This is a genomic window from Streptomyces albireticuli (assembly GCF_002192455.1).
GTDB classification, from domain to species: Bacteria; Actinomycetota; Actinomycetes; order Streptomycetales; family Streptomycetaceae; genus Streptomyces; species Streptomyces albireticuli_B.
In genome coordinates this window covers 6,425,645-6,438,931 of sequence record NZ_CP021744.1, presented here as the reverse complement: position 1 = coordinate 6,438,931, position 13,287 = coordinate 6,425,645, and the positions used below count along the sequence as shown (strand labels likewise).

At 75.8% G+C, this 13,287-nt stretch carries 12 protein-coding genes; 10 read left to right on the top strand and 2 right to left on the bottom strand.

Going from position 1 to position 13,287, the window contains the following annotated elements; all coding sequences use genetic code 11:
- Nucleotides 1-137: 137 nt before the first annotated feature.
- Genes SMD11_RS28010 through SMD11_RS27995 form a run of 4 tightly spaced genes read left to right on the top strand, consistent with a single transcriptional unit; the run spans nucleotide 138 to nucleotide 3,122 of the window.
- Entirely contained in the window at nucleotides 138-782 is a 645-nt protein-coding gene (locus SMD11_RS28010) for a GntR family transcriptional regulator (RefSeq protein WP_087929091.1), read from the top strand.
- Nucleotides 779-1,633 (top strand): LamB/YcsF family protein, encoded by an 855-nt coding sequence (locus SMD11_RS28005; RefSeq protein ID WP_087929090.1) that lies wholly within the window; start codon nucleotides 779-781, stop codon nucleotides 1,631-1,633. Before SMD11_RS28010 ends, SMD11_RS28005 begins: the two co-directional genes overlap by 4 nt.
- Nucleotides 1,630-2,262 carry a 5-oxoprolinase subunit B family protein gene (locus tag SMD11_RS28000; protein ID WP_234366188.1) on the top strand — a complete coding sequence of 211 codons (633 nt, stop codon included), beginning with the start codon at nucleotides 1,630-1,632 and terminating at the stop codon, nucleotides 2,260-2,262. The genes SMD11_RS28005 and SMD11_RS28000 overlap by 4 nt, the downstream gene beginning before the upstream one ends.
- Complete coding sequence (locus SMD11_RS27995) at nucleotides 2,259-3,122, top strand: biotin-dependent carboxyltransferase family protein (RefSeq protein WP_087929088.1); 864 nt, start codon at nucleotides 2,259-2,261, stop codon at nucleotides 3,120-3,122. The genes SMD11_RS28000 and SMD11_RS27995 overlap by 4 nt, the downstream gene beginning before the upstream one ends.
- 45 nt (nucleotides 3,123-3,167) lie before the next feature.
- Here SMD11_RS27995 and SMD11_RS35565 read toward each other — a convergent pair whose 3' ends face one another.
- A complete protein-coding gene (locus SMD11_RS35565) occupies nucleotides 3,168-3,323 on the bottom strand; it encodes a hypothetical protein (RefSeq protein WP_159395365.1) in 156 nt (51 codons plus the stop codon).
- 220 nt (nucleotides 3,324-3,543) lie between these two features.
- On the opposite strand from SMD11_RS35565, the gene SMD11_RS27990 reads away from it, so the two are divergent.
- From SMD11_RS27990 to SMD11_RS27960, 6 genes are all read left to right on the top strand, one after another.
- Nucleotides 3,544-3,975 carry an SPW repeat protein gene (locus SMD11_RS27990; protein WP_087929087.1) on the top strand — a complete coding sequence of 144 codons (432 nt, stop codon included), beginning with the start codon at nucleotides 3,544-3,546 and terminating at the stop codon, nucleotides 3,973-3,975.
- 310 nt (nucleotides 3,976-4,285) lie between these two features.
- Nucleotides 4,286-5,908 (top strand): benzoylformate decarboxylase, encoded by a 1,623-nt coding sequence (gene mdlC, locus SMD11_RS27985; RefSeq protein ID WP_087929086.1) that lies wholly within the window; start codon nucleotides 4,286-4,288, stop codon nucleotides 5,906-5,908.
- A 109-nt stretch (nucleotides 5,909-6,017) separates the two neighbouring features.
- Nucleotides 6,018-7,421, top strand: a complete 1,404-nt coding sequence (locus SMD11_RS27980) for an FAD-binding oxidoreductase (protein ID WP_087929085.1) — start codon at nucleotides 6,018-6,020, stop codon at nucleotides 7,419-7,421.
- Complete coding sequence (locus tag SMD11_RS27975; RefSeq protein WP_087929084.1) at nucleotides 7,418-8,851, top strand: cytochrome P450; 1,434 nt, start codon at nucleotides 7,418-7,420, stop codon at nucleotides 8,849-8,851. The genes SMD11_RS27980 and SMD11_RS27975 overlap by 4 nt, the downstream gene beginning before the upstream one ends.
- Before the next feature lie 499 nt (nucleotides 8,852-9,350).
- On the top strand, nucleotides 9,351-10,745 hold the full coding sequence (locus tag SMD11_RS27965) for a hypothetical protein (RefSeq protein WP_159395364.1): 1,395 nt from the start codon (nucleotides 9,351-9,353) through the stop codon (nucleotides 10,743-10,745).
- Between the two features lie 44 nt (nucleotides 10,746-10,789).
- The gene (locus SMD11_RS27960; protein ID WP_267896868.1) at nucleotides 10,790-12,904 is read left to right on the top strand and encodes a peroxidase family protein; all 2,115 of its coding nucleotides are present in this window, start codon (nucleotides 10,790-10,792) and stop codon (nucleotides 12,902-12,904) included.
- Here the strand turns inward: SMD11_RS27960 and SMD11_RS27950 are convergent.
- Nucleotides 12,894-13,244 carry a hypothetical protein gene (locus SMD11_RS27950; protein ID WP_087929080.1) on the bottom strand — a complete coding sequence of 117 codons (351 nt, stop codon included), beginning with the start codon at nucleotides 13,242-13,244 and terminating at the stop codon, nucleotides 12,894-12,896. The two genes, SMD11_RS27960 and SMD11_RS27950, sit on opposite strands and share 11 nt — an antisense overlap.
- Between the last annotated feature and the right edge of the window lie 43 nt (nucleotides 13,245-13,287).

The window sequence follows — 13,287 nt, the reverse complement described above, 5'->3', positions numbered from 1 at the left end:
AATCCTCAAGAGGCTTGACTTACGATTCCGTATCGCCCTTGATCACTCGTGATCCGCCTTCCACTTCCCTGACTTGCCCATGACCGCCGGGGAGCTCGGCCCTCCGGCGTCCGTACCGCCGCTCCTGAGGGGATGCCATGGCCCTGTCCACCGCGCAGCGGGTGGCCGACCAGCTCCGCGACCGCATCCAGGGCGGCGGGCTGCCGCCCGGCACCCAGCTGTCGGAGGAGGCGCTCGGCCGCGACCTCGGCGTCTCGCGCAACACCCTGCGCGAGGCGTTCCGGCTGCTGATCCACGAGAGCCTGGTCGTCCACCGGCTCAACCGCGGCGTCTTCGTACGGGTCCTGGAGCCCGCCGACGTCACGGACGTCTACCGGGTGCGCGCGGCCCTGGAGACCGCGGGCGTCCGGGCCGCGGAGCGGGCCGAGCGGCCGCTGCGCGAGGCCGTCACCGAGGCCGTGGACCGGGCCGAGCGGGCCGCAGCCCGGGGCGACTGGCGCGAGGTGGGCTCGGCCGACCTGCGCTTCCACCGGGCACTCGCCGCGCTCAGCGGCAGCCCCCGCATCGACACGGCCATGGACCGGCTGCTGGCCGAACTGCGCCTGGCCTTCCACGCGATGCCCTCGCCACGCCGCTTCCACGAGCCGTTCCTGCCCCGCAACCGCACCCTCGCCGGGCTCCTGGAGCGGGGCGAGTACGGCCGCGCCGAGGCGGAGCTCCTCACCTATCTGGACGATGCCCGACAGCTCATCCTCGACGCCATGCGGGAGGCCTCCTCATGACCGGAACGACCGGACCGACCGGACCGACCGGAACGACGACCGGACCGACGCCGGCCGGGTCCACGCCCGCCGCGGCCGCGGCGGGCGGCACCGCCGCCGTGCTCGACCTCAACGCCGACCTCGGCGAGGGCTTCGGCCGCTGGCGGCTGACCGACGACGAGGCCCTGCTCTCGGTCGTCACGAGCGCGAACGTCGCCTGCGGCTTCCACGCCGGCGACCCCTCCACCATGCGACGGGTGTGCGAGCGCGCCGCCGAGCTCGGCGTCCGCGTCGGCGCCCAGGTCTCCTACCGCGACCTGGCCGGATTCGGCCGGCGCGCGATGGACGTGCCGCCGGAGGAGCTCGCCGACGAGATCACCTATCAGGTGGGCGCGCTCCGGGTGTTCGCGCGGGCGGCCGGTACGGACGTCACGTATGTGAAGCCGCACGGCGCGCTCTACAACCGCACCGTCGACGACGCCGAGCAGGCGGCGGCCGTCGTCGCCGGGGTGCTGCGCTCGGGCGGCGCGCTGCCGGTGCTCGGCCTGCCGGGCTCGCGGCTGCACGAGGAGGCCACGCGGGCCGGACTCCCGGTGGTCACCGAGGCGTTCGCCGACCGCGCGTACACCGCCGCCGGCACGCTCGTCCCCCGCCGCACGCCCGGCGCCGTCGTCCTGGACCCCGAGGAGGTCGTCGCCCGCTCGGTGCGGATGGCCAAGGACGCGGCCGTCACCGCCCTCACCGGCGAGGACGTCACCGTCCGCGCCCGCTCGCTGTGCCTGCACGGCGACACCCCCGGCGCCGCCGGCCTCGCCCGGCGGGTCAGAGCCGCGCTGGAGGCCGCGGGCGTCCGGGTGGAGGCGTTCGCGTGAGCACGCCCGCGGAGCCGCGCACCCTGCCGGTCGGGCGGCACGCCCTGCTGGTGGAGGTCGACACCGCCGAACAGGCCCAGGCCCTCCACGCCGAGCTGCTGCGCCGCCGCGCCGCCGGCGACCTGCCGCCCGTACGCGAGATCGTGCCCGCCGCCCGCACCGTCCTGCTGGACGGGCTGGACGACCCGGGCGCGCTCGCCGCGGACCTCGCCGGCCGGCCCGTGCCGCCGCTCGCCACGGCCGGCGGCGAGCCGGTCGTGCTGCCGGTCCGCTACGACGGCCCCGACCTCGCCGAGGTCGCGGCGCTGTGGGGCGTCGCCCGGGACGAGGTCGCGCGGATCCACTCCGGGCTCGAATTCCGGGTGGCCTTCTGCGGCTTCGCGCCCGGCTTCGGCTATCTGACGGGCCTGCCGGACCGGCTGCGCGTGCCGCGCCGGGCCACCCCGCGCACCGCCGTCCCCGCCGGTTCGGTGGGCCTGGCCGGCCCGTACACCGGCGTCTACCCGCGCTCCTCGCCCGGCGGCTGGCAGCTGATCGGGCGCACGGACGCGGTCCTGTGGGACACCGGGCGGGAGCCTGCGGCGCTGCTCGCCCCGGGGACCCGGGTGCGGTTCGAGGTGGTCGGATGAGCGGGCTCTCGGTCGTCCGGCCCGGGGCCCTGACGACCGTCCAGGACCTGGGGCGGCCCGGCCACGCGCACCTCGGCGTCGGGCGCTCCGGCGCGCTGGACGAGCCCGCGCACCGGCTCGCCAACCGTCTGACCGGCAATCCGGAGGACCTCGCCACGCTGGAGACCACCTTCAACGGCTGTGCCGTGCGCCCCGGCAGGGCGGTGACCGCCGCCGTGACGGGCGCGCCCTGCCCGGTGCGGATCGACGGGCGCCCGGTGGCCTGGGGCGCGGCGGTGCGGGTGCCGGCGGGCTCGGTGCTCGACGTCGGCCCGGCCACCGGCGGGCTGCGCAGCTACGTGGCCTTCGCGGGCGGGGTCGCCGTGCCGCCGGTGCTCGGCAGCCGCTCCCGGGACCTGCTCTCGGGGCTGGGCCCCGAGCCGCTCGCGGCGGGGCACACACTGCCCCTGGGCGCGCCCCGGGGGCCGTCCACCGGCGCCGACGCCTTCCCCTGGCCCGCCCCGCCCGGTGCCGGCCTGGTGCTGCCCCTCGTGCTCGGCCCGCGCGACGACTGGTTCGCGGACGACGCGCCGCGCGTGCTGGCCCGTGGCGGGTTCACGGTGTCGTCGGCGAGCAACCGCATCGGCCTGCGCACGGACGGGCCGTCCCTGACCCGGGTCAAGGACGGCGAACTGCCCAGCGAGGGCATGGTGCTCGGCGCCGTCCAGGTGCCGCCCGACGGCCGCCCCGTCGTCTTCCTCGCCGACCACCCGACGACGGGCGGCTATCCCGTCGTCGGTGTGGTGCCGGAGCCCGCGCTGGCCGCGGCGGCCCAGGCCGTGCCCGGCACACCGGTGCGGTTCGTGCCCGTACGGGCCTGAGCGCGCCGGCCCGCCGCCGCGCCCCTCGGCGGCGGGCCGGTCCGCTCAGTCGACGCCGCGGATGATGTGCGACTCCGGGTCGGCCTCCTCGTTGGTGGTCTCGGGAGTCTCGCGCGGTGCGGCGCGGCGGACCCGTGCGGTCTCCTCCAGGCCCTCACCCCGGCCCTGCTTCCGGTCGCTGTGCCCCTTGAGCTGGTCCACGACGGTTTCCTTTCCTGGTGCTTTCCTGGTCCCCCGACCGCGCGGACGGGTCGTGCGTCCGGAAAACGACGTCCGGGTTTCCTCAGGGTGACGTCTTGAAACCAGCGACCACCACATCGGATATAGCCAGATATGAACTACCTCCATCCGGGTGGCAAAAGAGGGCAAGAAGGATAAAATGCAGGCAGGTCCGAACTGACACTGAAAGAAGGTGGCTGACGTGACCGCCCCGACGTCGCCCCGGATAGACCAGCACCCGGACATCGTGGCGCTGCGCGCCCACTCCGAAGAGACCACGGCGACCCCCGTCGCCCAGGCCGTCGAAGCACTCGCACTCCTCTGTGGCGTCTATCTGGCCGCCTCGGCATGGATCGTGGGCTTCAGCGGCTCGACCACCCTGGCCGTCAACAACCTGATCGTGGGCGTCGCGTTCGCCTGTCTCGTCAGCGGCTTCGGCCCCGCGTACGAGCGCACCCACGCGATGAGCTGGGCCGCTCTGGCCCTCGGCGCGTGGACGATCGTGTCCCCCTGGATCGTCGCCGGCCACGACTTCGCCACCCGTGCCGTCGTCAGCAACGTCGTCGTGGGCGTGGTGGCCTGCCTGGTCGCCCTGGCGCTCGCCGGCATGGGCCGGATGCGGGCGCGACGCTGAGCTGCGGGGCGGCAGCGCCGAGTGAGCGAAAGGAGAGCCTCTCGCCCGCTCCGCCTCCGTACTCGGTGCGCACGCGAGGACCAGGCCGATTCCCGTCGTCCCACGGCCCCGCCACCCCGTTCCCGGGTGGCGGGGCCGCTCCGTGCGCGCCCGCGGACCGCGCCGCCGGAAACCCCGCGCACCGCCTTCACCCCTGGGGATGAAAACTGGGGTGATCTTCGGAATTGATGACTCCGCCGGACGGTAATGGGCAATGCTCCCCTCTCCGCTTCCTTCTCCCTCATCACTCCGACCCCAAGAGGTGCCAGGCATGACGACCGTCCGCGCTGCCGTGTTCGAGCTGCTGCGGGACCGCGGGGTGACCACCGTCTTCGGCAACCCGGGCTCCACGGAACTCCCGTTCCTGCGGGACTTCCCCGACGACTTCCGCTACGTCCTCGGGCTCCAGGAGGCCGTCGTGGTCGGCATGGCGGACGGCCACGCGCAGGCGACCGGGACGACGGCGCTGGTCAACCTGCACACGGCACCGGGCGTCGGCAACGCCATGGGCGCCGTGGTCAACGCGGCGGCGAACCACACCCCGATGGTGATCACGGCGGGCCAGCAGGTGCGGGCCATGATGACCATGGAGGCGCTGCTCACCAACGTGGACGCCACGACCCTGCCGCGCCCCGCCGTCAAGTGGGCCTACGAACCGCCCCGCGCCCAGGACGTGCCCGCCGCCCTCGCCCGCGCCTTCCACCTGGCCGAAACCGCTCCCCGGGGACCGGTGTTCCTCTCGCTGCCCATGGACGACTTCGACGTGGAGCTCGACGAGGCCGAGGCGGCCGCCGCGCGGCACGCGGCCCGGCGCCGGGTGACGGACGCGACGGCGGCCGCCGGACCGGCCGTCGAGGCGCTGGCCGCCCGGCTCGCCGCCGCGGCCAACCCGGTCATGGTGACGGGCGGTTCGGTGGACGCCGAGGGCGCCTGGGACGCGGCCGTGGCACTCGCGGAGCGCCGGGGCCTGCCCGTATGGGCCTCGCCCATCGAGGGGCGCGTCGGCTTCCCGGAGGACCACCGGCTCTACCGCGGCGTGCTCCCGCCCGCGCTGGCCCCGCTGGCCGCCACCCTCCAGGGCCACGACCTGGTCCTCGTCGTCGGGGCGCCCGTCTTCCGCTACTACCCCTACGTGCCCGGCCCCGTCCTGCCCGAGGGCGCCGAACTGGCGCTGCTGACCAGCGATCCCGGCGAGGCCGCGCGCGCCCCGGTCGGCGACGCCCTGGTGGCGGGACTGCGGCCCACGCTGGAACGGCTCACCGAGCTCCTCGACAAGAGGGCGGACCCCGGCGACGACGGACCGGCCGGCGCGGCACCGCCGGCCGCGCCCGCCGAGGAGCCGGAGACCGAGCCCATGTCCGCCCGTACGGCCCTCGCCGCCGTGGCGGCCGGCGCGCCCCCGGAGACCCTCTGGGTCAACGAGTCGCCCTCCAACGTCCAGATCTTCCGCGAGGTCGTGCGGATCGACCGCCCCTGCTCCTTCCTCACCACGGCCGGCGGCGGCCTCGGCTTCGGGCTCGCGGCGGCCGTGGGCGCCCAGTTGGGGCGGCCGGAACGGCCGGTGGTGGCCCTGGTCGGCGATGGCTCCGCGCAGTACGCGATCACGGCGCTGTGGACCGCGGCGGCCTATCGCGCGCCCGTCACCTTCGTCGTCCCGGCGAACGGCGAATACGCGATCCTCAAATGGTTCGGCCGGTTCGAGAACACGCCCGGCGTGCCCGGCCTGGACCTCCCCGGGCTCGACCTGTGCGCGCTCGCCCGCGGCTACGGCGTGCCCGCGCACCGGGCCACGGACGCGGCCCACCTCGCGGAGCTGGTCGCCGGGGCCACTGCCGCGACGGACGGCCCGGTCCTCATCGAGGCGCCGATCACGACCGTCCCCCCTTCGCTCTGAGGCACGCGCCCTCACCCCGGTGACGCGACGGCGCCCCGCCGCGCGCGGTGCCGTCGCGCCTTCCGCTCGTCCCCCGCTCGCCCCCTTGCTGGTGTCTCTGGAGTCGCCCATGACCGTATCCGTCGAGAAGCCGCTGCTCGCGGCCCTGCGGGAGGCGCTGCCCGACGCGGCCGTGCTGACCGCGGACGACCAACTCGACCTGCACAGCCGTGATTCCGCCCCGTTCGGCGAGGCCGGCAGACCCGTGGCGGTGGTCCGCCCCGAGACCGTGGAGCAGGTGCAGCGGGTGATCCGCGCGGCCCGCGCGCACGGCGTGCCCGTCGTGCCCCAGGGCGCGCGGACGGGCCTCGCCGGCGCCGCCGACGCCGTGGACGGCTGCGTGGTGCTCTCCATGGTCCGGATGAACCGGATCCTGGAGATCGACCCGGCGAACCGCCTGGTGCGCTGCGAGCCCGGCGTCGTCACCGCCGACCTCGCCGCGGCCGTCGCCGAGCGGGGTCTGTGCTACCCGCCGGACCCGGCCTCCTGGGGGGTCTGCACGATCGGCGGGAACATCGCCACGGGCGCGGGCGGGCTGTGCTGCGTGAAGTACGGGGTCACCGCCGACTACGTGCTCGGGCTGACCGTCGTCCTGGCCGACGGCGAGGTGCTGCGGGTCGGGCGGCGCACGGTCAAGGGCGTTGCGGGCTACGACCTCACCCGGCTGTTCGTCGGCTCCGAGGGCACCCTGGGCGTCATCGTCGAGGCCACCCTGGCCCTGCGGCCGCCGCGGCCGCCGGCCCGCGCGCTGCTGGCCCGGTTCCCGTCCGCGTCGGACGCGGGCGAGGCCGTGGCGGCGATCGTCCGCGCCGGGCACGTACCGTCCGCCCTGGAACTGCTGGACCGCACGACCACCGAGGCGGTCTCCGCGCTGGGCCACCCGCTGTTCGCCGGCGGCGGCGCGGCGACGCTGATCGTGGCGAGCGACGCGCCCGACGCCGCCGGGGACGTCCTGGCGATGGCGGACCTCTGCCGGGACGCCAAGGCGCTGTCCGTCACCGCCGCGGCCGGCGAGGAGGAGTCCGGCGAGGTCCTGGAGGCGCGGCGGATGGTGCTCCCCGCGCTCAAGGCGCGGGCGGCGGCGCTGCCCGGCGACGTGACGGCGTTCATCGAGGACGTCGCCGTGCCCCGCGACCGGCTGGCCGAACTGATCGACCGGATCGAGCTGATCGCCGACGAGTACGACCTCTACATCTCCACCGTCGGCCACGCCGGGGACGGCAATCTGCACCCCACGGTCGTCTTCGACCGCTCCGACCCGGACGCGGTCCGGCGGGCCAAGGAGGCGTACGACGCCATCATGGCCGCCGGTCTGGAGCTGGGCGGCACGATCACCGGCGAGCACGGCGTCGGCACCCTCAAGCGCGACTGGCTGGCCCGCGAACTGCCGCCCCGCGGCCTGCGGTTGCAGCGCGACCTCAAGCGGCTCTTCGACCCCGAGGGGCTCCTCAACCCCGGGAAGGTGCTGGCATGAGCCTGCTGCGCAGCGCGCCCGGGGGCGCCGGGAGCACCGGGAGCGACGACGCCGGCCGCGGCGCGGAGCTGCCCATGGCGTCGGCGGGCGAGAACCTCCGGCTCACCCTCGCCTACTTCCTGCCCAACTACCTCAAGGGTGTCTTCCGGCTCCGGCCGCGCCTCGGCTCGCTCGTCGCGCGCGCGGACGCCGGGCGGCGCGGCGTGGAGACGCTGCGCCGGATGCGGCGCCGGCACGGGCGCGGCCCGGTCGTGGTGCGCGGCACGTCCGGGCCCACCCTGCTCGTCCTGGACCCGGAGGACGTCCGGCAGGTGCTGGCCGGGCCCGTGGACGTCTACGCCGTCGACACCTGGGAGAAGGTGTCCGGCTTCGCGTCGGTCCAGCCCGACGCGCTGGTCGCCTCGCACGGCCGGCAGCGCGCCGTCCGCCGGGCGTTCAACGACGCCGTGCTGGACGCCGGCTGCCCCGTGCACCGGCTCGCGGACCACTTCCTGCGGGTCGTCGGCGAGGAGGCCGCCGCGCTGCTGGGCCCGCGCTCGGTGGCCGGGCTCGACGCGGACACCCTGCGGGAGTGCTTCGAGCGGGTCGGGCGGCGCTGCTTCCTGGGCGAGGCCGCGGCCGACGACGTGGAGTTCTCCCGGCTGCTGGCCGAACTCCTCACCGAGGCCAACTGGCTGGGCGCCCGCCGCTGGCGCACCGCCGCCACCCGGCGGTCGCGGCGGCGCATGATGCAGCGGCAGGCGCGCTATCTGGGCGAGGCCGACCCGCGGAGCCTGGCCGGACTGTTCTCCGGGGCGCCGAGGGGCCCGGAGACCGCTCCCGAGTGCCAGGTCACGCACTGGTTCATGGCACTGAGCGTGGTCCACTCGGCGACCGTGCAGGCGCTCGCCCTGCTCGCGACGCACCCCCACCACTACCGGCGGGCGCTCGCGGAGACCGAGGCGGCGGACCGCGCCCACGGCGCGCGCACGGTGGCCGGCCATATGCAGATGCCGTACGTCCGGGCCTGCGTGCAGGAGGCGTCCCGGCTGTGGCCCCCCGTCCCCAGCCTGATGCGGCGCACGACCGCGGAGACCCGCTGGCGGGGCGCGGTGGCGCCGGGCGGCGTCAACGTCCTGGTACCGGCGGGCTTCCACGCCCGCGACGGCGAACGGATCGACTACGCGCACCGGTTCGCCCCCGAGAAGTGGCTCGACGGCACCGCGGAGGCCGACTGGGCCATCAGCCCGTTCAGCAGGGGCGAGGCCCAGTGCAGCGGCATGGAGCTGGGGCTCCAGCTGGCCACGGGCTTCGTCGCCGAGCTGCTGCGCGGCGGCGAACTGGCCGCCGCCGGGGTCCGGCTGAGCCCCGAACGGCCGCTTCCGTACGCCTTCGACACGGCGCGGCTGCGCATCGGCATCCGCCCGACCCGGCCCGTGGAGGGGACATGACGACCGACAGCGGCACACCGGCGGAGGCGCCGGAGGCGACACCGGCCGCGGCGGGCCCGGAGGACGGGCCGGACCGGGCGGAGGCGGCGGAGGTCTCGGCGGCCCAGGGGACACCGGAACCCTCGGAGGAGCCGGAAGCCGCGAAGCCGTCAGAGACTCCAGAGGTGCCAGCGGCCCCGGAGACGTCGGAGATCCTGGACGGGCCGGAGCCCCCGGAAGCTTCCGCGGCCCCGGAGGCGTCGGAGGCCCTGGAGCCGCCGGAAGCCCGGGAAGAGCCGGAGGCCCGGAGTCATCCGACGCCCTGGAGGTGTCACCGGCCCTGGCGGCCTCGGAGGCGCCGGGCGCCTCCGAAGTGGCCCGAGTGGCCGCGGCGTCCCCGGCGCCGGCCGGGCCTGTCGGAGAGGCCGAGGCCGTAGAGACCGAGGCCGTGGCGGCCGGGCCTGTGGAAGCCCGGCCCGTAGGTGCCGAGTCCGCGGAGGGCGAGTCCGGCGGAGATCCCGTGCCCGCCGTGCCGGCGCCCCGTGCTGAGCCGGGTGCCCCGGCCGGTGAGGAGCCCGCCGGGCTCGACGGGCTCGCCGCCGTCGCCCGGTCCCTGAGCGGGACCGCCGGGGTGATCCGGGACGCCGGGCGCGTGCTGACCGCCGTGGCCACCGATCCGGCGCTGCTCCGCTCGCTCGGCCGCTCGCCCCGCAGCGGCGCGCGGGCCCTGTTCGCCCTGACCCGTACGCTCGTCGCGCCCACCGGGCTGGGGTACGCGCCGGACGGCGCGGGACCGGGCCGGGTGGCCCGGCTGGGCGGTGTGCTCACCAGCCGTGCGAGCCTGGCCGTGGACGTCGCGGTGACCGCGCTGAAGCTGCGGATCCGGCTGTGCGCCGTGCGGCACCCGGAGTTCGTGGAGGAGGGCCCGGTCCGGCGGATGCTCATCGCCGTCGAGGCGGACAAGCAGCTGCTGGCCCTGCGGATCCTCCGGGAGAACGTACGGGCGCAGGGCGGCGCGCGGACGCTGGCCGCGCTCGCGCCGTGCCTGGCCGAGGTGCTGGCGTGGAACGCGCTGGTGGACGAGAACCCGTTCAACGACGAGGCGGCGTGGCACGTCGTCCAGGGCACCCGGCCCGACAGCGACCCGCTGCTGGGCACCCGGATCAGCACCTGGGCGCGCTGGGACCGCGGGGCCGGCCGGGCCGTGGCCGAGCCGCCGGACCCCGAGCTGCTGGCCGGCTTCGACAACGGCGGGGGCGTCACCGCGCACCTGCGCAACCTCGCGGCCATCGGCAACGACGGCCGGATGATCGTCCAGCGGGTCAAGGGCCCGGACGGCGTCACCCGCTACGTGGCCCTGCTGCCCGGCATGGCCCTCGGGCTGCCGCGCAACCCCACCCCGCAGGACCTGGTGGGCGCGGTCACCGCCGTCGGCCGCAACGACTCGCCGTACACCCGGGCCGTCCGCAAGGCGCTCGCCCTCACCGTCCCGGACGGCGCGGAGATCGCGCTGGTCGGGCACAGCCAGGGCGGCATCGCGGCCATGAACCTGACCGAGCTCGGCGAGGTCAACGACCGGTGGCGGCTGGCACGCGTCGTCGCGGTGGGCTCCCCCATCGACTTCAAGCGCCCGCGCGACCCGCGCACCAAGGTCGTCAGCCTCGTCAACGAGCACGACGTCGTGCCCAACCTGGAGGGCCGCAGCCCGGCCTCGGTCTTCCCCGTGCCCGCCGACTGGCTGGAGTTCACCTGGGTGGACCCCACGCACGACTTCCCGCAGTGCCACAACGTCGACGTGTACGCGCAGAGCCTCGACAAGGTCGTCCCGGAGGCGCGTGACCGGGTGGACGACCTGCTCGCGCCGTTCCGCGGCCATGTCGAGGAGACCGTCGTCCTCCGGCTCCACGACCGCTGACACCGACGCCCCGCCGACCGAGCACCCCCGATGGAGAGCTATCGATGACGCCCGTACCGCGCCCCCGCCGCGAGTGGCACTCCCTGCCCTTCCCGCTCGCGATCCTGGAGATCAGGCGACAGCGGGAGCTGCTGCGCGCGCACAACCTGCACGACACGTACGGCGCCGGCGGTGAGCGCCCGCGCCGGCCGAGCCCCCGGCTGCTGCCCTACCGCAGCTACGACGGCTCCGGCTACGACCCGGACGACGTCGACATGGGCCGCGCCGGCACCCGCTTCGACCGCAACTGCGCCCTGCCGGAGACCTTCCCGGAAGAGGAGGAGAAGGGGCTGTACTCGCCGAGCCCCCGCGAGGTGAGCCGGCGGCTGCTGGCCCGCCGCTCCGGCTTCCGGCCCGCGCCGACCCTCAACATGCTCGCCGCCGCCTGGATCCAGTTCCAGAACCACGGCTGGTTCAGCCATGGCGACAACAGGACCGACGAGCCGCTCGACGTACCGCTCGCGCCGGACGACGACTGGCCGCGCTGCCCGATGACGGTGCGCCGCTCCCGCCCCGACCCGGTCGCCCACACCGACCCCACGCGCCCGCCGACGTACGAGAACACCGTCAGCCACTGGTGGGACGGCTCGCAGATCTACGGGTCGGACGAGGAGCGGTGCCGGGCGCTGCGCACCGGGGAGCGCGGCAGGCTGGCCGTCGAGGGCGGCCGGCTGCCGGACGAGACCCGGCCCGGGCTCTCCGGCATCGACCTCACGGGTTTCAACGACAACTACTGGGTGGGGCTGTCGCTGCTGCACACGCTCTTCGCCAAGGAGCACAACGCGATCTGCGACCGGATCGCCGCGGCCCACCCGACCTGGGACGACGAGCGGCTCTTCCACACCGCCCGGCTGGTCAACGCCGCCGTGATGGCCAAGATCCACACGGTGGAGTGGACGCCCGCGGTGATCGCGCACCCGGTGACGCGGGCGGCCATGCACATCAACTGGTACGGGGTGCTCCCGGCCGGGCTGCGGCGGCGGACGGGCCGGTTCGGCAGGGGGGAGGCACTCTTCGGCATCCTCGGCTCCCCCACCGACCACCACACGGCCCCGTTCTCCATGACGGAGGAGTTCGTCACCTCCTACCGGCTGCACCCGCTGATCCGGGACGAGTACGAGGTCCGCTCGCACCGCACGGGCGCGCTCGTCGACCGTACGGACTTCGAGGCGCTCCAGGCGCTGGCCACCCGGGAGGCGGTGGACCGCTGGGGCTGGTCGGACCTGCTGTACTCGTTCGGCACCATGAACCCCGGTGACATCACCCTGCACAACCATCCCGACTGTCTGCGCGATCTCGCCAGGATCTCCGGGGAGCACATGGACCTCGGGACGGTGGACGTCCTGCGCGACCGGGAGCGCGGTGTGCCGCGCTACACCGCGTTCCGGGCCGCGCTGCACCGCCCGCCGCTGACCGGCTTCGAGGAGCTGACCGGCGGGGACGTGGCACTGGCGGCCGAGCTGAGGGAGGTCTACGACGACCGGCTGGACCGGGTGGACACCATGGTCGGGATGTACGCCGAGCCGCGGCCGCGCGGCTTCGCCTTCAGCGACACGGCGTTCCGGATCTTCGTGCTGATGGCGTCGCGGCGGCTGAAGAGCGACCGCTTCTTCACCACCGACTACCGGCCGGAGGTCTACACCCGGAGGGGCTGGAGTGGATCGACCGCACCGGGATGGTGGAGGTGCTGCGGCGGCACCATCCGGAGCTCGCGCCCTCGCTGGAGGGGGTGCGCAACGCCTTCGCGCCCTGGCGGATGCTGCGGCCCGGGGGGATCGGCTGATGGCGGCGCGGGAGGAGCGGGAGACGCGGGGGACCACGCCCTGGTCCCGGCCCGTACGGGCGCAGGCGGACCGGCTGCGGGCGGAGGCCGGCCGGCTGCGGGCGGACGCCGAGGGGATGACGCTGCCCGGTGCGGAGGGGACCGTCCTGCGGCGGCGGATCGCCTCCCACGCGGAGCGCGCGGAGCGGGCCGCCCGCTCCCTGGAGCACGCGGCCGAGGCGCTGGCCCGGCACGAGGCGCTGCTCGCCGCTCTCGCGCGCGGGCGGCGGGAGAGCGGCGGGGCGACGCAGCGCGACTGAGGCGGCGCGGGGGGCACGGCGGACGGGCTAGCCGGTGAGCGCGTCCGCCGTGTCCCGGGCGTACCAGCGGTCGTCGCGCAGCTCCGCCAGCCCGTGCCCGGCGAGCCCGGTGACGTGCTTGAGGACCGTGCGCGCCTGATAGCCCGCCGCCGCGGCCAGCTCGTCGAGGGAGGCTCCGGCCGCGCCGAGCTCCCGCAGGCTCTCCCAGGTGCGGGCGGCGTGGCGGCCGAGGTCGGGGGCGGCGGACTGCGGGGCGGTGGGATGCGGCGCGCTCGCGGGCCGTGCGGCGGACTGCGGGGCGGCCGGGAGGGCCCGGCCGACGGGCCGCGGGGTGCGGTTGACCCTGCGGTGGCGGCGGCCCTTCTGGCGTTTGCTCATGGATGTACCACTGCTCCGTCCTGTGGCGTGGCGGCCGGGTGGT

Coding starts and splice junctions, on each gene's coding strand:
- SMD11_RS28010 (WP_087929091.1), top strand. CDS start 138: ATGGCCCTGTCCACCGCGCAGCGGGTGGCCGACCAGCTCCGCGACCGC.
- SMD11_RS28005 (WP_087929090.1), top strand. CDS start 779: ATGACCGGAACGACCGGACCGACCGGACCGACCGGAACGACGACCGGA.
- SMD11_RS27995 (WP_087929088.1), top strand. CDS start 2,259: ATGAGCGGGCTCTCGGTCGTCCGGCCCGGGGCCCTGACGACCGTCCAG.
- mdlC (WP_087929086.1), top strand. CDS start 4,286: ATGACGACCGTCCGCGCTGCCGTGTTCGAGCTGCTGCGGGACCGCGGG.
- SMD11_RS27980 (WP_087929085.1), top strand. CDS start 6,018: ATGACCGTATCCGTCGAGAAGCCGCTGCTCGCGGCCCTGCGGGAGGCG.
- SMD11_RS27975 (WP_087929084.1), top strand. CDS start 7,418: ATGAGCCTGCTGCGCAGCGCGCCCGGGGGCGCCGGGAGCACCGGGAGC.
- SMD11_RS27960 (WP_267896868.1), top strand. CDS start 10,790: ATGACGCCCGTACCGCGCCCCCGCCGCGAGTGGCACTCCCTGCCCTTC.
- SMD11_RS27950 (WP_087929080.1), bottom strand. CDS start 13,244: ATGAGCAAACGCCAGAAGGGCCGCCGCCACCGCAGGGTCAACCGCACC.